Here is a 21,288-nt window from a genome sequence, read left to right on the forward strand (position 1 = left end):
ATTGACGCCTGGTTCAACTGACTGAGCAGGTGTGCAAATGAGTTTGATCATGTCCATGGCGGCGTTTGCGTTGGCCGCTTCCATCACGCCGGGGCCGGTGAATATCGTGGCCCTGGCTTCGGGGGCGCGCTTCGGCTTTCGTGCCAGTCAGCGCCATGTGGCCGGGGCGACGCTGGGCTTCGTGTTGCTGCTGGTGCTGATGGGGTTGGGGTTGCATGAGCTGTTGCTGCTGTGGCCGGCAATGACCCAGGTGGTCCAGTGGGCCGGGGTGGCGTTCCTGTTGTACATGGCGTTCAAGCTGGCCGCCGACGACGGCCAACTGCAGGCAAAGGATTCGAACCGGGCGCCGTCGATGCTGTACGGCGCGGTCATGCAATGGCTCAACCCGAAAGCCTGGCTGGCCTGCGTGGCCGGCATGGGCGCGTTCGTCGCCGATGGCGAAGCCCGCCTGGTGTGGCAGTTCGCGGCGGTGTACCTGGTGATTTGCTACCTGTCGGTCGGTTGCTGGGCCTACGCCGGGACGTTTTTGCGCGGCTACCTGAACAATCCGGCGGGCATGCGCTTGTTCAATCGGGGCATGGCGTTGTTGTTGGCGGTGAGTGCGGTGTATCTGTTGGTGCCTTAATCAACCGCGATACTGCCCTGGCGTTGCCGCCAGATGCTGCTTGAACGCCCGTTGGAAATGCGCCTGATCGGCAAACCCTGCTTCCAGCGCCACGTCGGCGATCAGCTTGCCATTGCGCAGTTGATCCCGGGCGAACTGGATGCGGCGGTTGACCAGGAAGGCGTGGGGTGTCATGCCGTAATGCTGCTTGAAGGCGCGGATCAGGTAGGACGGCGACAATTGCGCCGCCTGGCAGATGTCTTCGAGCTTGAGCATCTGCGTGCAGTGCTCGCGGATGAAGTCGGCGGCGCGCTCAAGCTTGAAGTTGGGCTCGCGCAGCGGTTGTTCGGTCGGGTTCAGGTGTAGCTGCACCTCGGTGAAAAACTCCACCGCTGCGCTGTGTTTACACATCACGTCTTGCTGCTCGTCGACCAGCACCTGATACAAAGCCTGCAAACCCATGAAGAGGCCAGGGTCTGCGGTATGGGTGACCGCGAACCGGCGAAACGCCAGATCGTTGCTCAAGCCCAACTGATGCTGCAAGTCGGTGAGCCATGGGCTGTCGACATACAGCATCAGGTACGACCAGGGCTGATCGTCGATCGGATTGCAGGCATGCACATCACCGGGGTTCATCAGCACCACGGTGCCGGCACAAACCTCGGAGTTCGATTGCTCATGGACATAGGTACTGCGCCCGGCGGTGATCGCACCGATGGAAAAGTGCTCGTGGGCATGCCGGGTGTAACAGACCTCACGCCCGTCGGCGATGGAGCGGGCTTCGATGAAGGGCAGGGCATCATCGCGCCAGAAGCGCGGGGCCTTGTCGGTGTCCCTGGGTGTTGCGGGCTTCATGGTCAATCCTAGGCAGATCAGCGCCACAGTGTATTAGTTCTCGCCGTTGAAGGCTCGTTGCAGCTCGGCGATATCGAGTTTTTTCATGTGCATCATCGCCAGCATGGCGCGTTGGGATTTTACCGTGTCGGGGTCCTTGATCATCTCCATCATCGCCACCGGGACGATCTGCCAGGACACGCCGAATTTGTCCTTGAGCCAGCCGCATTGCTGTGCCTCGACAGGCCCGCCGGCGGACAGGCGTCCCCAGAAGTGGTCGACTTCCTCCTGGGTCTGGCAGTTGACCTGGAACGAGATCGCTTCGTTGAAGATGAAGTTCGGGCCACCGTTGAGCCCGGTGAACGTCTGCCCGTCGAGTTCGAAACTGACCGTCATGACCGAGCCGACTTCCCGGCCATGGAATTCCTTTCCGGCCTCGCCGTAGTGAGTGATGGCGGTGATTTTCGAGTGATCGAAGATCGCACAGTAGAACTTCGCGGCCTCTTCGGCCTGACCATCGAACCACAGGCAGGGTGTGAGTTTTTGCATGTGTAGCATGGCGGGTCTCCTTGGCAGGTTTTTGCATGCTGGACTATCAGCGTAGCTAGCCTGCGGCGGTCTGGCCGAGCCGTAGATCGCCGGGTGTGTAAGGATTTTCTACAAAGTGGAGTCTTAATGACCAAGCCTTGTGTCATTAAGACTATTTTCAGCGCGAGTCGTTATGACACCTACGACCTCAGATACCTGATTTGTAAGGGCTAAATATCTGGCACGAGACTTGATGGATGAAACGTACAACTGAACTGCTTCAGGAGTACGGAAAATGTTCCATTTCTTCAGCAATGCTCAGAACGTCCTGCACCTTTCCAGCCGTGTACTTGGCGTCGGCCTGGCCATGTTGCTGGCAGGCATCTACGGCGCTTACCTGTATGCCGGCCATCTGTCGATCGTGGCGCTGGTGGCGTTGCACGCCATGACCATCATCGGACCGACCCTGCTGAAAATCGGCTACGTCATGCGCCTGCTGGCCCAGCACTGGTTGAGCAAACCTCAGCGCGTGGCGCTGGCCTGATGCGCAAACTGGCCGCTACTCCCGTCTTCAGTCTTGGATTTCGCCCGTTCTTTCTGGCAGGTGCCGCGTTCGCCGCACTGGCAGTGGCAATCTGGGCCCTGTGGTTGTACGGCCGCTTGCCCCGCGCGCAACCGGTTGGCGGCATGCTCGCCTGGCATCGGCACGAGATGCCGTTCGGGTTCGCCGTAGCCATCATCACCGGATTCCTGCTGACGGCGGTGCCCAACTGGACCGGTCGCCCGGGGCTCAAGGGCTGGCCATTGATCGGGTTGGTGCTGGTCTGGCTGGTTGCACGAATGGCCTGGTTGCTGCCGATTGCTCCCGCAGGGTTGCTGCTTGTGCAACTGCCCTTTTTGCCATTGCTGGCCTGGGTGTTGGGGCGCGACCTGGTGGCCGCGGGCAAGCGCGATAACTATCCGATATTGCTGATGATCACTTTGCTGGCCGGCTGCCAGGCCATGACGTTGTGGGGGCTCTGGGCCGATGATACGGGTTTGCAGCGGCGGGGCGTATTGGCGGCCTTGTGGCTGGTCGGCGCGCTGATGAGCGTGATTGGCGGGCGGGTGATCCCTTTCTTCATTCAGCGCGGCTTGAATCGTCCAGCACCGCCTGCGGCCAATCCATTACCCACCAGGGTACTGCTGGTGAGCGGGTTGCTGGCCGCGCTGACATATGCCCTCGGTTTGAATGACCTGCCCGGATTCTGGCTGGCGGGGTTGTTTGTTTTGATCGGCAGTCTGCATCTGCTGCGCCTGTGGCGCTGGCATGACCGCGGTATCTGGCGCGTGCCCCTGCTGTGGTCGCTGTATCTGTCGTATGCCTGGCTGGTGGTGGCAGTGTTTGCCATGGCGCTGTGGCACGCCGGCCTGATGCCGCAACAGAGCCTGGCCACCCATGCGCTGGCGGTGGGTGGCATTGGCGGGTTGATTCTGGCGATGATCGCCCGGGTCAGCCTGGGGCACACCGGGCGGGCGCTGCGGCCGTCGAAAGCCATCGTTGCGGGGTTTGCCCTGGTGTTGATCGCAGGGGTGGTGCGGGTGTTGCTGGTGCCGTTATCCGGGTTGGGGTTGGGGGTTTCGGCGTTGTTTTGGTGTGTTGCGTTTGGGTTGTTTCTGGTGGGCTACACCTCAATTTTGCTAAGACCCCGGGTGTAGGAGCCCGCGGCCCCATCGCGGCGGGCCCACGGAGCAGGACCGGAGCGAGGGCATGCCGAGCCTTAGCGAGGCACCGAACGTCAGGGGCAAGAGCCCTTGGTTACTTAGGGCCGGGCGGCGTTCCGTTTTTCCAAGTGACTCGCCGTAAGGGCGAAACCATAAGTGGCCGTTACCGCAGGAATGGATATGTACTCGGTCAACAAATAATAGGTCGGCTGTCAGGCCGCCATCGCCAGCAGGCTGGCTCCCACAGTAGATCGGGTACGGCCGTGAGATACGGGGCAGTTGTGAGGACGCCATCGCCAGCAGGCTGGCTCCCACAGTAGATCGGGTACGGCCGTGAGATACGGGGTGGTTGTGAGGACGCCATCGCCAGCAGGCTGGCTCCCACAGTAGATCGGGTACGGCCGTGAGATACGGGGCGGTTGTGAGGACGCCATCGCCAGCAGGCTGGCTCCTACAGTGGATCGGGGGCGGCCTTGAGAGATGGACGGCTTTATCGGCAATTCGGGCGGGTTTTGTGACCGGTGGTCGATACACCCCGGCCTGCCCGGCAATTTGCGCTTAGCTGAAGGGATAACCCAAAGGCGCGCGTAGGTTGTTGATCGCCAAAGCGGCGCCACCTTCAGAACACCGTGAGTCTGAGGACCTGCGCAATGCTGACCCTGAATATCAATGGCAAGGATCAGGAGCTGGATGTCCCCGCGGACATGCCGCTGCTCTGGGTCCTGCGCGACGTCGCGCACCTGACCGGCACCAAGTTCGGCTGCGGCATGGCCCAGTGCGGCGCCTGCACCGTGCACATCGACGGCACGCCTTTGCGCTCTTGCATCACACCCGCCACGGCCGTGGCCCATGGACAGAAAATCCTCACCATCGAAGGCCTGTCCACCGACGGTTCGCACCCGGTGCAACTGGCCTGGGCCGAACTCGATGTGGTGCAGTGCGGTTACTGCCAGTCCGGGCAGATCATGTCGGCCGCGGCCTTGCTGGCAAAGATCCCGCATCCGACCGACAGCGATATCGACCAGGCGCTGTCGGGCAACATCTGTCGTTGCGGCACCTATCCAAGAATCCGCGCCGCGGTCAAGCGCGCGGCGCAACTGGCTTGATGGCCATGAACAGTATTGATCCGCTGTCGCGTCGTGGCTTTCTCAAGGGCAGTGCCGTGGTGGGCGGCGGGCTGGTGGTGGCGTTTGTCATCCCCGGCGCCCATCGTTTTGCCCTGGGCGCGGAAAACCAGGGCAATGTGTTCGCCCCCAATGCCTTCCTGCGCATCGGCAATGACAATAGCGTCACCGTGTTGCTCGGCCATTCGGAAATGGGCCAGGGCATCTGGACCGGGTTGACCATGCTGATTGCCGAAGAACTGGACGCCGATTGGTCGAAAATCCGCGTCGAACACTCACCGGCTTCAGCCGCCGACTATGGACTTGCCGGGTTCGGCGGCATGCAGATCACCGGCGGCTCGACCTCGACCTGGATGGAGTTCGACCGTTATCGCCAGGCCGGTGCGGCGGCGCGGTTGCTGCTGGTCGAGGCCGCGGCCAAGCGTTTCAACGTCGCACCCTCGGCGATTCGCACCGAGTCGGGCGTGGTATTTGCCGGCGACCAGCAGGCCACCTATGGCGAACTGGCCGATGACGCCGGCAAGTTGCCGGTGCCGGACCCGGCGTCGATCAAGCTCAAGGAGGCCAAGGACTGGAAGATCATTGGCAAACCTACCAAGCGCCTGGATACCCCGGAGAAAATCACCGGCCGCGCCAAGTTCGGCATGGACGTGCAGTTCGACGGCCTGATGACCGCGATGGTCGCTCGCTCGCCGGTGTTCGGTGGCAGCGTCAAATCCTTTGAAGGCGCCGAGGCGCTGGCGATACCCGGTGTGCACAAAGTGGTGCAGGTGCCGACCGGCGTGGCGGTGATCGCCGATCACTACTGGGCGGCGAAACTGGGGCGCGATGCGCTGCACGTCGAGTGGGACCTGGGGCCGAACAGCGGGCTCGACAGTGAGCAATTGCTCGAGGAGTTTCGCAAGCTCGCCGCCACCCCCGGATTGCCCGCCAGCCAAGCGGGCGATGCCCAGGCCGCACTGGCCAAGGCGACCAAGACAATCGATGCCGAGTACAGCGTGCCCTACCTGGCCCATGCGCCGATGGAGCCGCTCAACTGCACGGTGAGCATCACCCAGGACAAATGCGAGATCTGGACCGGTACGCAGTTCCAGACCCTGGACCAGATGATCGCCGGCAAGATCACCGGGCTCAAACCCGAGCAGGTGCAAATCCACACCGAGTTCCTCGGCGGCGGTTTCGGCCGGCGAGCCAACCCGACTTCGGACTTTGTCGCCGAAGCGGTGCAGGTCGCCAAGGCCGTGGGCGGGCCGGTGAAAACCGTGTGGGCGCGAGAGGATGACATCCGTGGCGGCTATTACCGCTCGGCGTTCCTGCACCAGGCGCGGGTCGGCCTCGGTGCCGATGGCCTGCCGGTGGCGTGGCAGCATGTGCTGGTCGGGCAATCGATCATGGCCGGCACCTCGCTCGAAGCCGCCATGGTCAAGAACGGTATCGACAAGACGTCCGTGGAAGGCGTGGCGGACAGTCCCTATCTGCAAGGGTTGGCCAATCATCAGGTGGAGCTGCATTCGCCCAAGACCGGCATCAGCGTGTTGTGGCTGCGTTCGGTGGGACATACCCATACCGCCTTCGTCATGGAATCGCTGATTGACGAGCTGGCCGCAGCGGCCGGCAAGGACCCGGTGGAATATCGACGCACGTTGCTCAAGGCGCATCCGCGGCATCTGGGCGTATTGAACCTGGCGGTGGAGAAGGCCAACTGGAAGGCGCCGCTGCCCGATGGCCATGCCCTGGGCGTGGCGGTGCATGAGTCATTTGGCAGTTACGTGGCGCAGGTCGCCGAAGTGTCGCAGGACAACCTGGCGATCCGTGTGCACCGGGTGGTGTGCGCGGTGGATTGCGGGATCGCGGTCAATCCGCAAAGCATCGCGGCGCAAATGGAGTCGTGCATCGCCTTCGGCCTGGGCTTCACCTTACACAGCAAACTGACGATCAAGGACGGCAGGGTGGTGCAGTCCAACTACCACGATTACCAGGTGCTGCGGCTCAACGAGATGCCGGTGGTCGAAGTGCATATCCTGCCCAGCAGCGAGAAACCCGGTGGCATCGGCGAGACGGGTGTACCACCCACGGCGCCGGCGGTGGCCAACGCGGTGTACGCCCTGACCGGGCAACGCCTGCGTGAACTGCCGCTGCAGTTGTCGGGGGTGTGAAATGAAAAGTGAGATGAAGCGACATCATTGGTTGCTCGGTTCGGTGCTTCTGGTTTGCCTGTTTATCTATGCGACAGAGTTGTTCGCCGAAGACCGGGAAGCCTTGAAGGCGTTCGATACCGTGCAGCAAGTCTTCCAGAGCCCGCGTTGCCAGAATTGCCACATCCCCGGCGAATCGCCGTTGCAGTTCGACGCCGGCCTACCCCACGCGATGAACGTCGTGCGTGGCATGGACGGCAAAGGCGCGGCGGGTCTGCCTTGCGCCAGTTGCCATGCGCAAGACAATCCGCCGGCCAGTTACGGCGCCCATGCACCGCCGGGTGCGCCGCATTGGAGCCTGCCACCGGCGGCGCACAAAATGGCCTGGATCGGCCTGCCCCCGGACATGTTGTGCAGCATGATCAAGGACCGTGCGAGCAATGGCGACCGTGATTTCGCCGCGCTGATCAAGCATGTCAGCGAGGACAAGCTGGTGCTGTGGGGCTGGAATCCGGGTGGTAATCGCGCACCGGTGCCGGTTCCCCACGACATTTTTGTCACTCAATTCAAGCGCTGGGCGGACGCCGGTGGGCCGTGCCCGGTGACGGGAAGCTGACCAACGGCCCGCAGACAGGGAGTCAAACCCGGAATCGAGGACTCTAAACAACATACCCACCCATGGAGTATGTGATGCTGATCTCAGGCAAACCGCACAAACCCGGTGTACGTGCAGGGACGCCACAACAGGAGCGCGAGCTGCTGCGCGATCTGGCCCGCAAAGCCGAACAGGAGTTGATCGGCGTGCAGATGGCGAGCATGGATGAGCTGACACTGCTGCCCAACCGGCACGGTTTCATTGCCCTGGCTCAGTTGGGCCTGGAGGCCTGCCAGCAACTGGGGCGGCCGGCGACGCTGCTGTTCTTCAACCTTGATGAGTTCAAACGCATCAACTATCTGTTCGGCCGCACCGAGGGCGACAACGCGCTGAAGACCTTTGCCGACGTGCTGCGTATCGGCTTTCGGGAGAGCGATGTGGTCGGGCGGCTGGAGGGTTCCTCCTTCGTCGCCTTGCTCCTGGGATCCTCCTCGGTAGACGTCAGCGCAATCAGGGCGCGGCTTGAAGAAATGCTCGATGAGCGTAATGCCATGACGCATCGCGGGTATGACATTCGTTTCAGTATTGGGCAGATTGAGTTTGACCCGGCACTGCATGGTTCGGTTGAGGAACTGTTGGAAGAGGCTGAAGAGGCGCTGGCTCGCTAGAGTTATGGTGTGTTTGCGGGCCTCTTCGCGAGCAAGCCCGCTCCCACAATTAATCGCATTTCAACTGGTTGAGCTCGGTCAAATGTGGGAGCGGGCTTGCTCGCGAAGGCGGTCGTGCAGACAACAATACTTTGCAAAAAGCGGTGGGCGCATCCGACATTACCAGTACCCCTATCAGATCTGCTAGTTCCCAACCTCGCCCGTGCCGAAGATACTCAAGCCTCAGGACCTTGATAGCTCGGAGCCAGCCAATGTCTTCACTTCAGCCAGTTTTGCTGTGCCGGTTTCACTACGATCCACTGGATCGCCTCACCAGTAATATCCAACCTAATAGCCCGCCCAACCAGCGCTTTTATTGTAAAAGTCGCCTGGCAACCGAGATTCAAGGCACATTGAGCCACTCCATTGTTCAGCAGGGAGATCTGCTGCTGGCGGAGCAGCGTCACGAACGCGGTGTACTCGACACCACACTGCTGGGCACCGATCAACAACGTTCGGTGCTGCATACGCTCAAGAACAATCTCCCGCAACGGGACATCGCTTATTCACCTTATGGCCATCATCAGAATGCAAGCGGTTTTACCAACTTGCTGGGCTTCAATGGAGAGCGTGCGGATCCGGTGACTGGGCATTATCCGCTGGGCAATGGTTATCGGGATTTTAATCCGGTATTGATGCGGTTTAACTCTCCTGATAGTTGGAGTCCCTTTGGCGGGGGAGGATTAAATGCGTATGCGTATTGCAAGGGGAATCCGGTGCTGCGGACTGATCCGACAGGACATGCTCCAGTAATGTCCCTTGCAAAGTTGTTCAAGCTTTATAAGGATAAGTCAATTACGCTCGTGGGTAAGCACGCCGCGGATATGAGTTCAGTCCAGAGTCTCGGAGGGAACAAAGGCGCAATGCGAGGTATTAATGTAACGAACAATGAAAGAATACTGAATTCTTCTGTTGCGAAACGACCTGATTTAGAAGTTTTTGATACCTTCATCGTAGGTGATGGTGAACCAGTATTAGTAAAATATACAGCTGACTCTAATGATTTTTTGGAAAACATTACACAATCGAACACTAGTACCTGGATTCCAGAAAAACATTTCTCTAAGCTCGTTTTTGTTCCAGTGGGATCTCCACCTCTCTCGGGAGGTGGAGGTGGAGTTGGAGCTGTTCCTAGGCCAGCTCAGCCTGTCCAGCGAGGTGCACCCGTCCCTCGAAATATTTCGCCTGGAGCGCAACAACGAGTGCTAGATAATACAATCGAAAATGCGCAATCCCGCAGAGTTAGGTCTTCAGAAGATGATCTTAGTAGTCTGCTGATGCTATTACGAACCACGCATTAAGGAGGTGATAATGTCACGCCGTAGTCGCAGCACTATGGTTTTTCCCCTCGGATGTTAAGTTAAAGCTAACGAATCGCACGCAAAAAAACCCGCCAAGAATAGGCGGGTTTTTTAGTTGGCTAACCGAAGATCACTCTTCGAGGTTGCCCATGGCCGTGGTGTTGAAGCCACCGTCCACGTACATGATTTCGCCGCTGATACCGGACGCCAGGTCCGAGCACAGGAAGGCGCCGGCGTTGCCGACTTCTTCGATGGTGACGTTGCGACGCAGCGGGGTTTGCGCTTCGTTGGCGGCCAGCATCTTGCGGAAGTTCTTGATGCCGGAAGCGGCGAGGGTGCGGATCGGGCCGGCCGATACGCAGTTCACGCGGGTGCCGTCCGGGCCCAGGGAGCCGGCCAGGTAACGTACGCCAGCTTCCAGGGAAGCCTTGGCCATGCCCATCACGTTGTAGTTCGGCATGGTGCGCTCGGCGCCCAGGTACGACAGGGTCAGCAGGCTGCCGTTGCGGCCTTTCATCATTTCGCGGCCAGCCTTGGCCAGGGCCACGAAGCTGTAGGCGCTGATGTCGTGAGCGATGCGGAAACCTTCACGGGTGGTGGCTTCGGTGAAGTCGCCGTCCAGTTGGTCGCCCGGGGCGAAGCCAACGGAGTGCACGATGCAGTCCAGGCCGTCCCACTTCTTGCTCAGTGCTTCGAAGACCTTGGCGATTTCTTCATCGCTGGCCACGTCGCACGGGAAGCACAGCTCAGGGCTCGAGCCCCAGCCCTGTGCGAATTCTTCGACACGACCCTTGAGTTTGTCGTTCTGATAAGTGAAGGCAAGCTCAGCGCCCTCGCGATGCATGGCGGCAGCGATGCCGGATGCGATGGACAGCTTGCTGGCGACACCGACGATCAGTACGCGCTTACCGGCGAGAAAACCCATGTGTTGCTCCTCTTTTCAGGTTATTGCGCAGTGGCTGGTGCCAAAAAGGCGGCTTCCAGCAACTGCTGTGTATACGGATGACGGGGGGCGGCAAAAATGCTTTGCGCGTCTCCCTGTTCGACCACTTGGCCATGCTTGACCACCATCAGTTGGTGGCTCAGCGCCTTGACGACAGCCAGGTCATGGCTGATAAACAGATACGTCAGGTTGTACTTGCTTTGCAGTGATCGTAAAAGCTCGACCACTTGGCGTTGCACGGTGCGGTCGAGGGCCGAAGTCGGCTCGTCCAGCAGTATCAACGCCGGTTTTAGCACCAGTGCCCGGGCAATGGCGATTCTCTGCCGTTGCCCGCCGGAAAATTCGTGGGGGTAGCGGTTCCGGGTTTCCGGGTCCAGGCCTACCTCCTTCAATGCTGCAATAATCGCCGCTTCCTGTTCCTCAGCGGTGCCCATCTTGTGAATCCGCAGGCCTTCGCCGACGATCTGGCTCACGCACATCCGTGGGCTCAAGCTGCCGAAGGGGTCCTGGAACACCACCTGCATCTCCCGCCGCAGCGGCCTGACCTGTTGCTGCGTCAGGCAGTCTAGCTGCTTGCCTTCAAAACGGATGCCGCCGCTACTGCCAATCAAGCGCAATATCGCCAGGCCCAGCGTCGACTTGCCGGAACCGCTTTCTCCCACAATCCCCAGGGTCTGGCCCTGGGGCAGGCTGAAATTGATGCCGTCGACCGCCTTGACGTAGTCCACGGTCTTTTTCAGCAGGCCTTTCTTGATCGGGAACCAGACTTTCAGGTCCTCGACCGCAAGCAACGGCGGGCCGACGACATTGGTTGCAGGCTGGCCGCTGGGCTCCGCTGCCAGCAGTTCCCGAGTGTACGGGTGCTGCGGCGCGCGGAACAATTCTTCGCACGATGCCTGTTCGACGATGCAACCGCGCTGCATGACACATACGCGATGCGCAATTCTTTTGACCAGGTTCAAATCGTGGCTGATCAGCAGCAGAGCCATGCCCAGGCGGGCCTGCAATTCCTTGAGCAATTCGAGGATTTTCAGCTGGACGGTCACGTCCAGCGCAGTGGTTGGCTCGTCGGCAATCAGCAGTTCCGGCTCGTTGGCCAGGGCCATGGCGATCATCACCCGCTGGCGCTGGCCGCCGGACAATTCGTGGGGCAGGGCCTTGAGACGCTTTTCCGGCTCGGGAATGCCGACCATTTCCAGCAGCTCCAGGGTGCGCTTGGTCGCGACTTTGCCGACCAGGCCCTTGTGGATGCCCAGCACCTCGTTGATCTGCTTCTCGATCGAGTGCAGCGGATTGAGCGAGGTCATCGGCTCCTGGAATATCATCGCGATCCGGTTGCCGCGGATATGGCGGATGGTTTTCTCTTTCAGCTCCAGCAGGTTCTGCCCGGCATATTCGATGGTCCCCGACGGGTGCCTGGCGAGCGGGTAGGGCAGCAGGCGCAGGATCGAATGCGCCGTCACCGATTTGCCGGAGCCGCTTTCACCCACCAGCGCCAGGGTTTCGCCACGCTTGATGTCGAAGCTGACCCCTTCGACCACCCGCTGGCAGCGCTCGCCAACGACAAATTCGACGGCCAGGTCGCGCACTTCGATCAGATTGTCCTGATTCATTTCACTTCCTCGGGTCGAAGGCATCGCGAGCGGACTCGCCGATGAACACCAGCAGGCTCAACATCAACGCCAGCACGGCAAAGGCGCTCATGCCCAGCCACGGCGCCTGCAGGTTGGATTTGCCCTGGGCGACCAGTTCGCCTAGGGACGGGCTGCCGGCCGGCAAGCCGAAGCCGAGGAAATCCAGGGCGGTCAGGGTACCAATGGCGCCAGTCAGGATGAACGGCATGAAGGTCATGGTCGAGACCATGGCGTTGGGCAGGATGTGGCGGAACATGATCGCACCATTCTGCATGCCCAGCGCCCGCGCCGCACGCACGTATTCGAGGTTGCGCCCGCGCAGGAACTCGGCGCGCACCACGTCCACCAGGCTCATCCAGGAAAACAGCAGCATGATCCCCAGCAGCCACCAGAAGTTCGGCTGGACGAAGCTGGCGAGGATGATCAGCAGGTACAGCACCGGCAAGCCCGACCAGATCTCGAGGAAGCGCTGCCCGGCGAGGTCCACCCAGCCGCCGTAGAAACCCTGCAGCGCCCCGGCAATCACGCCGATCAGCGAGCTGAGCAGGGTCAGCGTCAGGGCGAACAACACGGAAATCCGGAAGCCGTAGATCACCCGGGCCAGCACATCACGGCCCTGGTCATCGGTGCCCAGCAGGTTGTCGGTCGAGGGGGGCGCGGGGGCCGGCACTTTCAGGTCGTAGTTGATGCTCTGGTAGCTGTAGGGAATCGGCGCCCACAGCACCCAGGCGTCCTTGGCCTTGAGCAGTTCACGGATGTACGGGCTCTTGTAGTTGGCCTCCAGCGGGAACTCGCCGCCGAAGGTGGTTTCCGGGTAGCGCTTGAGCGCCGGGAAGTACCAGCCGTTGTCGTAGTGCACCACCAGCGGCTTGTCATTGGCGATCAACTCGGCGCCGAGGCTGGCGCCGAACAGGATCAGGAACAGCCACAACGACCACCAGCCGCGTTTGTTGGCCTTGAACAGCTCGAAGCGCCGGCGATTGAGAGGGGACAGGTTCATCTCAATGCTCCCGGCTTTCGAAGTCGATGCGCGGATCGACAAAGGTGTAGGTGAGGTCGCCGATCAGCTTCACCACCAGCCCCAGCAGGGTGAAGATGAACAGCGTGCCGAAGACCACCGGGTAGTCGCGGTTGATCGCCGCTTCGAAACTCATCAGGCCGAGGCCGTCGAGGGAGAAGATCACTTCCACCAGCAAGGAGCCTGTGAAGAAGATGCCGATGAACGCCGAGGGGAAACCGGCGATCACCAGCAGCATGGCGTTGCGAAACACATGGCCATAGAGCACGCGGTGATTGGTCAGGCCCTTGGCCTTGGCGGTGACCACGTACTGCTTGTTGATTTCATCGAGGAAGCTGTTCTTGGTCAGCAGGGTCATGGTCGCGAAGTTGCCGATCACCAGGGCGGTCACGGGCAGCGCCAGGTGCCAGAAGTAATCGAGGATCTTGCCGCCCATGCTCAGTTCGTCGAAGTTGTTCGAGGTCAGCCCGCGCAACGGGAACCAGTCCAGATAGCTGCCACCGGCAAACACCACGATCAGCAGGATGGCGAACAGGAACGCCGGGATCGCGTAGCCGACGATGATCGCCGAACTGGTCCAGACGTCAAAGTGACTGCCGTGCCGCGTGGCCTTGGCGATCCCCAGCGGGATCGACACCAGGTACATGATCAGGGTGCTCCACAGCCCGAGTGAAATCGACACCGGCATCTTTTCCTTGATCAGGTCGATGACCTTGGCGTCGCGGAAGAAGCTGTCGCCGAAATCCAGCGACGCGTAGTTCTTGACCATGATCCACAAGCGTTCCGGCGCCGATTTGTCGAAGCCGTACATGTGCTCGATTTCCTTGATCAGCGCCGGGTCCAGGCCTTGCGCGCCACGATAGGTCGAACCTGCGACCGACACTTCGGCACCACCGCCGGCAATGCGGCTGGTGGCGCCTTCGAAGCCTTCGAGCTTGGCGATCATCTGTTCCACCGGCCCACCGGGGGCGGCCTGGATGATCACGAAGTTGATCAGCAAAATGCCGAACAGGGTCGGGATGATCAGCAGCAGTCGCCGAAAAATATACGCCAGCATCTGATTACTCCGTGCCCGCAGGGTCGGCTTGCAATTTGGTTTCGATCTCTATGGCCGGTTTCGCATCGGGCTTGATCCACCAGGTGTTGATGCCGATGTCATATTTAGGCGAGACCTTGGGGTGGCCGATGTGGTTCCAGTAGGCCACGCGCCAGGTCTTGATGTGCCAGTTGGGTATCACGTAATAGCCCCATTGCAGCACCCGGTCCAGTGCGCGGGCATGGGCGACCAGGCTGCGGCGTGAGTCGGCGTTGATCAATTGCTCGACCAGCTGGTCCACCACCGGGTCCTTGAGGCCCATGGAGTTGCGGCTGCCGGGCTTGTCGGCGGCCGCGGTCATCCAGAACTCGCGCTGTTCGTTGCCAGGTGAGTTGGACTGCGGGAAGCTGCCGACGATCATGTCGAAGTCCCGCGAGCGCACGCGGTTGACGTACTGCGAAACGTCGACCCGGCGGATCACCAGCTCGATTCCCAGGTCGCTCAGGTTACGCTTGAACGGTAGCAGCACCCGTTCGAATTCGGTCTGGGCCAGGAGGAATTCGATGCTCACCGGTTTGCCGTTGGCATCGACCATCTTGTCGTCGACGATGCGCCAGCCGGCCTCCTGCAGCAACTGGTAGGCCTTGCGTTGCTGGGTGCGGATCATGCCGCTGGCGTCGGTCACCGGGTTGGCGAACGCCTCGCTGAACACCTGCTCGGGAATCTTGCCGCGAAACGGGTCCAAAATCGCCAGCTGATCGGCGTCCGGCAGCCCGGTGGCGGCCATTTCCGAGTTCTCGAAATAGCTGCGGGTGCGTGCGTAGGCACTGTTGAACAACTGCTTGTTGGTCCATTCGAAGTCCAGCAGCAGGGTCAGCGCCTGGCGCACCCGCACGTCCTGGAACACAGGGCGGCGCAGGTTGAAGACGAAGCCCTGCATGCCGGTGGGGTTGCCGTTGGGGATCTGTTCCTTGATCAGCCGGCCTTCGGTCACCGCCGGGATGTTGTAGGCGTTGGCCCAGTTCTTCGCGGTCATCTCCAGCCAGTAATCGAACTGCCCGGCCTTCAGGGCTTCCAGGGCCACGGTGTTGTCGCGGTAGTAGTCGGTGGTCATCACGTCGAAGTTGTAGAAACCGCGGTTGATCGGCAGGTCCTTGCCCCAGTAATCCTTGACCCGCTCATAACGCACCGAGCGCCCGGCCTTCACTTCGGTGACCTTGTACGGGCCGCTGCCCAGCGGCACTTCCAGGTTGCCCTTGTTGAAGTCGCGGCTGGCCCACCAATGCTTGGGCAGCACCGGCAACTGGCCGAGGATCAGCGGCAATTCGCGGTTGTTGCTGTGCTTGAACTTGAACAGCACGGTCAGCGGATCTTCGGCGACCACGTCGGCGACGTCGCTGTAGTAGCCGCGGTACATCGGCGCGCCATCCTTGACCAGGGTCTGGAAGCTGAACACCACGTCTTCGGCGCGCACCGGATGGCCATCATGGAAGCGTGCTTCGGGCCGCAGGTAGAAACGCACCCAGTCGTTGTCCGGGGCTTTTTCGATCTTGCCGGCGATCAGGCCATATTCAGTGAAGGGTTCATCCAGGCTCTGCCTGGCCAGGGTGTCGTAGATCAGGTCGATGTCGTTGGCTGACACGCCCTTGCTGATGAACGGGTTGAGGCTGTCGAAACCGCCGAACCCGGCCTGGCGGAATTTCCCGCCCTTGGGTGCGTCGGGGTCGACGTAATCGAAGTGTTTGAAGTCGGCCGGGTATTTCGGCGGCTCGTTGTACAGGGTCAGGGCATGTTGCGGGGCGGCGATGGCCCACCCTGCGAACAACAGGGCGCTGGCCTGCACGAGCAGGGCGCTTGCGAATTTCATCGATCTTTCTCCGAAGATTTCAGCCACCACGCGCTCAGGCCCAGGGTGTAGGGCGGCGTCGTGACGAAGGCCAACCGGTTGCGGTAGGCCAGGCGGTGATAATTGAGGTACCAGTTGGGAATGATGTAGTGCTGCCACAGCAATACCCGGTCGAGGGCTTTGCCGGCGGCGACCTGTTCGTCACGGTTCTTGGCCGCGAGCAGTTGATCGAGCAGATGATCGACCACCGGATTGGCGATGCCCGCGTAGTTCTTGCTGCCCTTGACCCCGACCTGGCTGGAGTGAAAATACTGCCATTGCTCAAGGCCCGGGCTGAGGGTCTGGTTGAGGGTCATCAGAATCATGTCGAAATCGAACTGGTCGAGGCGCTGTTTGTACTGGGCGCGATCGACCGTGCGCAACCTGGCGTCGATGCCGATGCTGGTGAGATTCTCGACGTAGGGCTGGAGGATGCGTTCCAGGTTCGGGTTGACCAGCAGGATCTCCAGGCGCAAGGGTTGCCCGGCCGCGTTCTGCAAGCGCTGGCCATTGAGCTTCCAGCCGGCCTCGGCCAGCAGGCTCAGGGCCTTGCGCATGGTTTCCCGGGGGATGCCCCGGCCCTGGGTCTGCGGCAGGCTGAAAGGCTCGGTGAACAGCCTGGCCGGCAATTGCTCGCGATATGGTTTGAGCAACAGCCATTCATGGCCGACCGGCAGCCCGCTGGCGGAGAACTCGCTGTTGGGGTAGTAGCTCATGGCGCGTTTGTAGGCGCCGCTGAACAGGGTGCGGTTGGTCCACTCGAAGTCGAACATCAGGCCCAGTGCTTCGCGAACCCGGGGCTCGGCGAATGTCGGGCGGCGGCTGTTGATGAACAGGCCCTGGGTCTGGGTCGGGATCTGGTGCGGGATCTGCGCCTTGATCACCTCGCCACGACGGATCGCCGGAAAACCGTAACCGGTGGCCCAGTTTTTCGCCTGGTGCTCGATGTAGATGTCGAACTCGCCGGCCTTGAATGCTTCGAACGCGACGTCGCTGTCACGGTAGAACTCGACTTCCATGCGATCGACGTTGTACTTGCCGCGGTTGACCGGCAGGTCCTTGCCCCAGTAGTCCTTGACCCGCTCGAACACGATCTGGCGCCCCGGGTTGACTGAGGTGATGCGATACGGTCCGCTACCCAGCGGCGGTTCGAAGGTGGTCGCCTTGAAGTCGCGACCTTTCCAGTAATGCTGCGGCAACACCGGCAACTCCCCCAGGCGCAGGATCAGCAAGGGATTGCCGGCACGCTTGAAGACGAAACGAATGCGCTGCGGATTGAGGATGTCGACCCGCAACACCTCCTGCAGGTTGGTGCGGTATTGCGGATGACCTTCCTTGAGCAGCAGGCGGTAGGAGAATGCCACGTCATAGGCGGTGATCGGCGTGCCGTCGTGGAAGCGTGCCTCGGGGCGCAGGTTGAAGACCACCCAGCTGCGATCCTCGCTGTATTCCACCGACTGGGCGATCAGGCCGTAACTGGAGGTCGGCTCGTCCCCGGATGGCGCGTATTGGCCGGTGCCGACCATCAGCGGCTCGTTCAGTTCGTTGATGCCGTATTGCAGGAAATTCGGCGTGGTCACCGGGCTGGTGCCCTTGAAGGTGTAGGGGTTGAGCGTATCGAAGGTGCCAAATGCCATGACCCGCAACGTACCGCCCTTGGGCGCTTGCGGGTTGACCCAGTCGAAGTGGGTAAATCTGGCCGGGTACTTGAGCGTGCCGAACTGCGCATAACCATGGCTTTCGCTGATCGTCGCGCTTGCGGTGGAGCTCAAGGCCAGGCTGATCAGGAGCGGGAGGAGGGGACGCTTCAAATAAGGAATCCGATCCGGGCGGCTTGGGCATTGTGGATCGTACAGTAACAGCTTGTATGGACAGGAAAAAGACGGCGGCCTCACAGCCGCCCCAGTCTCTCGCGACTGTACCCGATCTACTGTAGGAGCCGGCTTGCCGGCGATGGTCGTTAACGATTACACGTATTTACAGGTTAACCGCGTCGATCCTTGGTTTTTCGCTGGCAAGCCAGCTCTTACAGAGGTCTGCTGAAACATGCGGACAAAAAAAGCCCCTGAATTCAGGGGCTCATTTTTAGTGCGGGTTGGAAACCGTCAGCATCTGTCCAGGCTTCAACGCCTGGCCAACACGAGGATTCCAGCGCTTGAGGTGCTGCATTTCAACGTTGAAGCGCTTGGCCACCATGTACAGCGAGTCGCCTTGCTGAACCTTGTACTGGGACTGCGGCTTCTCGGTCCTGGATTTTGACTTGGCCGCGACCACGGTGTTGATGCGTCCCGAATTGCGCTTGTTGGTGTCTTGCATGACCAGCGTCTGGCCCGGCTTGAGATTCTTGCCGCTCAGCTTGTTCCAGCGTTGCAGGTCCTTGACGTTGACATTGTTGGCCTTGGCAATGGAGCCCAGGTTGTCGCCGCGCTTGACCCGGTAGCTGCGCTTGGCGCTCGCCAGTTGGGTATTGTCCGAGCCTTCGAAAACCGGTTTGAGCTGCTTCTTGCTGATCAACTCGTCCGGGCGCATGGTCTGCAGGCTGGTGGTCAGCAGCTGTGCCTTGGAAGTCGGTACCAGCAAGTGCTGCGGGCCGTCGATGGTGGTGCGCTGCTTGAAGGCCGGGTTGAGCTGGAACAGCTCGTCTTCGTCGATATTGGCCACCGCGGCGACCTTGGACAGGTCCATGCGCTGGTTGATTTCGACGACCTGGAAATACGGTTCGTTGGCGATCGGGTTGAGGTTCACGCCGTAGGCATCCGGCGCCATGACCACCTGCGAGAGTGCCAGCAACTTCGGCACGTAGGCCTGGGTTTCGGCGGGCAGCGGCAGGTTCCAGTAGTCGGTTGGCAGGCCGAGTCGCTCGTTTCGCTCGATGGCACGGCTGACCGTGCCTTCGCCGGCGTTGTAGGCGGCAAGGGCCAGCAGCCAGTCGCCGTTGAACATGTCGTGCAGGCGGGTCAGGTAGTCCATGGCCGCCGTGGTCGAGGCGGTGATGTCGCGTCGGCCATCGTAAAAACGGGTCTGGCGCAGGTTGAAGTAACGCCCGGTGGAGGGAATGAACTGCCACAGGCCCACCGCATTGGCCCGGGAATAGGCCATCGGGTTGTAGGCGCTTTCGATCACTGGCAGCAGCGCCAGCTCCAGCGGCATGTTGCGCTCTTCAAGGCGTTCGACGATGTAGTGGATGTACAGGCTGCCGCGGTCGCCGGCGTTTTCGAGGAACGATGGATTGCTGGCGAACCACAGGCGCTGTTGCTCGATGCGCGGGTTGACGCCCAGGCCGTCCTGCAGCTGGAAGCCCTGGCGCATGCGCTCCCAGACATCCTGCGGGATTTGCGGGGTCGGCTTTTCGGTGAGGAAGACGGGCTTCTGCTTGGCGCGCGCGGCAATGTTCGGCGTGTGCGCCGCATCGGTCTGCGGCGCATGGCTGGAACAGCCTGCCAATGTCGCGGACACAGCCACCGCTATGGCTTGCGCCAGGCGGGTGAGGGTGTCCGAATTGATGGCTTTGCGTATAGATGACGACATTGGCTGGAAGTAAGTTCCGGGCAAAAATGTCGGGCGATTCTAGAAAGCGCACCCTCTGCGGTCAACCTTTCAGAGTTTTTGGACTATCGTGCAAACAGCTCAGAATGTATCTTTCCAGGCTCTTAGCGCAGCAAAAACCATATCGGGCGCGGAGTTATCGGTGCCGGTCCGTTCATCCGCTTTTTCTTTAACGGATGTTTCACCGGTGCGTAAAAACGGATTTGTACGTTTTTCCAGGGCCACCGTGGACGGCAATGTCATGACCCCCGCTTCCCGCTGGCGGGTCACGCTGGCCAGGCGTTCGAGGGTGTCGGCGTTGCCGGGTTCTACAGCGGCAGCGAAGCGCAGATTGCTCAGGGTGTACTCATGGGTGCAGTAGACCTGAGTCTCTCCGGGCAGGGCGGCGAGGCGCGACAGCGAGTTGTACATCTGCTTGGGCGTGCCTTCGAACAGACGCCCGCACCCGGCGGCGAAGAGGGTGTCGCCACAAAACAGCAGGCCGGGGTAATAATAGGCAATGTGCCCCAGGGTATGACCCGGAACGGCGATGATATCGAAATCAAGGCCCAGTACGCTGATGCGATCGTTGTCCTTGAGCGCAACATTGCGCGCCGGGATGTTTTCGCTTGCCGGACCGTAGACCGTTGCGTCCGTCGCTTTCTTCAGCGCTTCGACTCCGCCGACATGGTCATGGTGGTGGTGAGTGATCAGAATATCGCTCAGGACCCATTGCGGATTGTCCTTGAGCCAGGCCTGTACTGGCGCGGCATCGCCCGGATCGACCACCGCACAGCGGTGGGTGCGAGGGTCTTGTAACAACCAGATGTAGTTGTCGGTGAAGGCGGGCAGGGCAGTGATCTGTATCATCGTCGGATTCGCCAAGCTGGAAACAATGGCGCATCTTAGAACTTCCTGGCGCGTTGGAGAATGCAATGACCGATAAAGCGTTCGCTCAGGCTGATCCTGACTGGCTGGCGTTGATCAGCGCAGCCCGTGAGTGGCTGTCCGGCCCCCTCGGCCAATTCCTGCTGGATGAAGAACGGCGCATGCTCGAAGACGAGCTGGGGCGCTTCTTCGGTGGCTACCTGGTGCATTACGGGCCATCGGCCCAGACGCCGCCGTCGGCGCCGCAGGTGCAGCGCAACGTGCGCCTGGGGGCGCCGTTGCCCGGGGTCGAGATCGTCTGCGAGGAACAGGCCTGGCCGCTGAGCGAGCATGCCGCCGATGTGGTGGTGCTGCAGCATGGGCTGGATTTCTGCCTCTCACCCCATGGTTTGCTGCGCGAGGCAGCGAGCAGCGTGCGGCCCGGCGGGCATTTGCTGATCGTCGGCATCAACCCCTGGAGTACGTGGGGGCTGCGCCATGTGTTTGCCCATGATGGCTTGCGCAAAGCCCGCTGCATTTCCCCCTCGCGGGTGGCTGACTGGCTCAACCTGCTGGGCTTCGCGCTGGAGAAACGCCGCTTCGGGTGCTATCGTCCGCCGCTGGCTTCGCCCACCTGGCAGACCCGTCTGGCCGGTTGGGAACGCAAGGCCGGTGACTGGCAACTGGGCGGTGGTGGCTTCTATTTATTGGTGGCGCGCAAGATCGTGGTCGGCTTGCGGCCGGTCCGCCAGGAGCGCCGCGAGCCGATGGGCAAGCTGATCCCGTTGCCGATGGCCAAGGTCAACCGGCGCAACATCGAACCGTGATACTTCCTTTTTTCCGGCCGG

19 protein-coding genes are annotated in these 21,288 nt (G+C 61.0%); 9 read left to right on the forward strand and 10 right to left on the reverse strand.

The window, feature by feature from the left end:
- Positions 1-37: 37 nt before the first annotated feature.
- On the forward strand, positions 38-625 hold the full coding sequence (locus tag ACM6I6_RS14750; protein WP_414920115.1) for a LysE family translocator: 588 nt from the start codon (positions 38-40) through the stop codon (positions 623-625).
- Here the strand turns inward: ACM6I6_RS14750 and ACM6I6_RS14755 are convergent, their stop codons facing one another.
- Positions 626-1,459, reverse strand: coding sequence for an AraC family transcriptional regulator (locus ACM6I6_RS14755; RefSeq protein ID WP_414920116.1), 834 nt, complete (start codon positions 1,457-1,459; stop codon positions 626-628). It abuts the gene before it with no gap.
- A 33-nt stretch (positions 1,460-1,492) separates the two neighbouring features.
- Positions 1,493-1,996, reverse strand: a complete 504-nt coding sequence (locus ACM6I6_RS14760; RefSeq protein WP_274076354.1) for a VOC family protein — start codon at positions 1,994-1,996, stop codon at positions 1,493-1,495.
- A 265-nt stretch (positions 1,997-2,261) separates the two neighbouring features.
- Here ACM6I6_RS14760 and ACM6I6_RS14765 point away from each other — a divergent pair, with 265 nt between their 5' ends.
- From ACM6I6_RS14765 to ACM6I6_RS14795, 7 genes are all read left to right on the forward strand, one after another.
- Positions 2,262-2,510 (forward strand): transmembrane sensor/regulator PpyR, encoded by a 249-nt coding sequence (locus ACM6I6_RS14765; protein WP_323627159.1) that lies wholly within the window; start codon positions 2,262-2,264, stop codon positions 2,508-2,510.
- A complete protein-coding gene (locus ACM6I6_RS14770) occupies positions 2,510-3,664 on the forward strand; it encodes an NnrS family protein (protein ID WP_414920117.1) in 1,155 nt (384 codons plus the stop codon). Before ACM6I6_RS14765 ends, ACM6I6_RS14770 begins: the two co-directional genes overlap by 1 nt.
- 656 nt (positions 3,665-4,320) lie before the next feature.
- Positions 4,321-4,776, forward strand: a complete 456-nt coding sequence (locus ACM6I6_RS14775; protein ID WP_414920118.1) for a (2Fe-2S)-binding protein — start codon at positions 4,321-4,323, stop codon at positions 4,774-4,776.
- A 5-nt stretch (positions 4,777-4,781) separates the two neighbouring features.
- Complete coding sequence (locus tag ACM6I6_RS14780; protein WP_414920119.1) at positions 4,782-6,950, forward strand: molybdopterin cofactor-binding domain-containing protein; 2,169 nt, start codon at positions 4,782-4,784, stop codon at positions 6,948-6,950.
- Between the two features lie 13 nt (positions 6,951-6,963).
- On the forward strand, positions 6,964-7,545 hold the full coding sequence (locus tag ACM6I6_RS14785) for a hypothetical protein (protein ID WP_274077020.1): 582 nt from the start codon (positions 6,964-6,966) through the stop codon (positions 7,543-7,545).
- 74 nt (positions 7,546-7,619) lie between these two features.
- Complete coding sequence (locus tag ACM6I6_RS14790) at positions 7,620-8,192, forward strand: GGDEF domain-containing protein (protein ID WP_323626561.1); 573 nt, start codon at positions 7,620-7,622, stop codon at positions 8,190-8,192.
- Between the two features lie 251 nt (positions 8,193-8,443).
- Positions 8,444-9,532 carry an RHS repeat-associated core domain-containing protein gene (locus ACM6I6_RS14795; RefSeq protein WP_414920120.1) on the forward strand — a complete coding sequence of 363 codons (1,089 nt, stop codon included), beginning with the start codon at positions 8,444-8,446 and terminating at the stop codon, positions 9,530-9,532.
- Positions 9,533-9,662: 130 nt separating this feature from the next.
- Here the strand turns inward: ACM6I6_RS14795 and fabI are convergent, their stop codons facing one another.
- The 8 genes from fabI to gloB all read right to left on the reverse strand — a co-directional run bounded on the left by fabI (position 9,663) and on the right by gloB (position 20,443).
- Entirely contained in the window at positions 9,663-10,457 is a 795-nt protein-coding gene (gene fabI / locus ACM6I6_RS14800) for an enoyl-ACP reductase FabI (RefSeq protein ID WP_025213267.1), read from the reverse strand.
- Positions 10,458-10,477: 20 nt separating this feature from the next.
- A complete protein-coding gene (locus ACM6I6_RS14805; protein ID WP_274077017.1) occupies positions 10,478-12,088 on the reverse strand; it encodes an ABC transporter ATP-binding protein in 1,611 nt (536 codons plus the stop codon).
- Position 12,089: 1 nt separating this feature from the next.
- A complete protein-coding gene (locus tag ACM6I6_RS14810; RefSeq protein WP_274077016.1) occupies positions 12,090-13,109 on the reverse strand; it encodes an ABC transporter permease in 1,020 nt (339 codons plus the stop codon).
- 1 nt (position 13,110) lies between these two features.
- Entirely contained in the window at positions 13,111-14,184 is a 1,074-nt protein-coding gene (locus ACM6I6_RS14815; protein ID WP_323605954.1) for a microcin C ABC transporter permease YejB, read from the reverse strand.
- A gap of 4 nt (positions 14,185-14,188) precedes the next feature.
- Positions 14,189-16,030 (reverse strand): extracellular solute-binding protein, encoded by a 1,842-nt coding sequence (locus ACM6I6_RS14820; RefSeq protein WP_414920121.1) that lies wholly within the window; start codon positions 16,028-16,030, stop codon positions 14,189-14,191.
- Positions 16,027-17,835: an extracellular solute-binding protein gene (locus tag ACM6I6_RS14825; RefSeq protein ID WP_414920251.1), complete on the reverse strand. Its 1,809-nt coding sequence runs from the start codon at positions 17,833-17,835 to the stop codon at positions 16,027-16,029. Before ACM6I6_RS14825 ends, ACM6I6_RS14820 begins: the two co-directional genes overlap by 4 nt.
- Positions 17,836-18,133: 298 nt before the next feature.
- Entirely contained in the window at positions 18,134-19,576 is a 1,443-nt protein-coding gene (locus tag ACM6I6_RS14830) for a LysM peptidoglycan-binding domain-containing protein (RefSeq protein WP_406592199.1), read from the reverse strand.
- 99 nt (positions 19,577-19,675) lie between these two features.
- The gene (gloB, locus tag ACM6I6_RS14835; RefSeq protein ID WP_323605949.1) at positions 19,676-20,443 is read right to left on the reverse strand and encodes a hydroxyacylglutathione hydrolase; all 768 of its coding nucleotides are present in this window, start codon (positions 20,441-20,443) and stop codon (positions 19,676-19,678) included.
- A 65-nt stretch (positions 20,444-20,508) separates the two neighbouring features.
- On the opposite strand from gloB, the gene ACM6I6_RS14840 reads away from it, so the two are divergent.
- The gene (locus ACM6I6_RS14840; RefSeq protein ID WP_274077011.1) at positions 20,509-21,267 is read left to right on the forward strand and encodes a class I SAM-dependent methyltransferase; all 759 of its coding nucleotides are present in this window, start codon (positions 20,509-20,511) and stop codon (positions 21,265-21,267) included.
- The last annotated feature ends 21 nt before the right edge of the window (positions 21,268-21,288 follow it).

It is taken from the genome of Pseudomonas sp. IT-P218, from assembly GCF_949767605.1.
Classification (GTDB): Bacteria; Pseudomonadota; Gammaproteobacteria; order Pseudomonadales; family Pseudomonadaceae; genus Aquipseudomonas; species Aquipseudomonas putida_AE.

What these genes read in the sequence shown, in the direction of transcription:
- ACM6I6_RS14760 (WP_274076354.1), bottom strand. Translation starts at nt 1,996, where the DNA reads ATGCTACACATGCAAAAACTCACACCCTGCCTGTGGTTCGATGGTCAG.
- ACM6I6_RS14770 (WP_414920117.1), top strand. Translation starts at nt 2,510, where the DNA reads ATGCGCAAACTGGCCGCTACTCCCGTCTTCAGTCTTGGATTTCGCCCG.
- ACM6I6_RS14750 (WP_414920115.1), top strand. Translation starts at nt 38, where the DNA reads ATGAGTTTGATCATGTCCATGGCGGCGTTTGCGTTGGCCGCTTCCATC.
- ACM6I6_RS14780 (WP_414920119.1), top strand. Translation starts at nt 4,782, where the DNA reads ATGAACAGTATTGATCCGCTGTCGCGTCGTGGCTTTCTCAAGGGCAGT.
- ACM6I6_RS14840 (WP_274077011.1), top strand. Translation starts at nt 20,509, where the DNA reads ATGACCGATAAAGCGTTCGCTCAGGCTGATCCTGACTGGCTGGCGTTG.
- ACM6I6_RS14755 (WP_414920116.1), bottom strand. Translation starts at nt 1,459, where the DNA reads ATGAAGCCCGCAACACCCAGGGACACCGACAAGGCCCCGCGCTTCTGG.
- ACM6I6_RS14815 (WP_323605954.1), bottom strand. Translation starts at nt 14,184, where the DNA reads ATGCTGGCGTATATTTTTCGGCGACTGCTGCTGATCATCCCGACCCTG.
- ACM6I6_RS14810 (WP_274077016.1), bottom strand. Translation starts at nt 13,109, where the DNA reads ATGAACCTGTCCCCTCTCAATCGCCGGCGCTTCGAGCTGTTCAAGGCC.
- ACM6I6_RS14790 (WP_323626561.1), top strand. Translation starts at nt 7,620, where the DNA reads ATGCTGATCTCAGGCAAACCGCACAAACCCGGTGTACGTGCAGGGACG.
- ACM6I6_RS14765 (WP_323627159.1), top strand. Translation starts at nt 2,262, where the DNA reads ATGTTCCATTTCTTCAGCAATGCTCAGAACGTCCTGCACCTTTCCAGC.
- ACM6I6_RS14830 (WP_406592199.1), bottom strand. Translation starts at nt 19,576, where the DNA reads ATGTCGTCATCTATACGCAAAGCCATCAATTCGGACACCCTCACCCGC.
- ACM6I6_RS14795 (WP_414920120.1), top strand. Translation starts at nt 8,444, where the DNA reads ATGTCTTCACTTCAGCCAGTTTTGCTGTGCCGGTTTCACTACGATCCA.
- ACM6I6_RS14775 (WP_414920118.1), top strand. Translation starts at nt 4,321, where the DNA reads ATGCTGACCCTGAATATCAATGGCAAGGATCAGGAGCTGGATGTCCCC.
- fabI (WP_025213267.1), bottom strand. Translation starts at nt 10,457, where the DNA reads ATGGGTTTTCTCGCCGGTAAGCGCGTACTGATCGTCGGTGTCGCCAGC.
- gloB (WP_323605949.1), bottom strand. Translation starts at nt 20,443, where the DNA reads ATGATACAGATCACTGCCCTGCCCGCCTTCACCGACAACTACATCTGG.
- ACM6I6_RS14820 (WP_414920121.1), bottom strand. Translation starts at nt 16,030, where the DNA reads ATGAAATTCGCAAGCGCCCTGCTCGTGCAGGCCAGCGCCCTGTTGTTC.
- ACM6I6_RS14805 (WP_274077017.1), bottom strand. Translation starts at nt 12,088, where the DNA reads ATGAATCAGGACAATCTGATCGAAGTGCGCGACCTGGCCGTCGAATTT.
- ACM6I6_RS14785 (WP_274077020.1), top strand. Translation starts at nt 6,964, where the DNA reads ATGAAGCGACATCATTGGTTGCTCGGTTCGGTGCTTCTGGTTTGCCTG.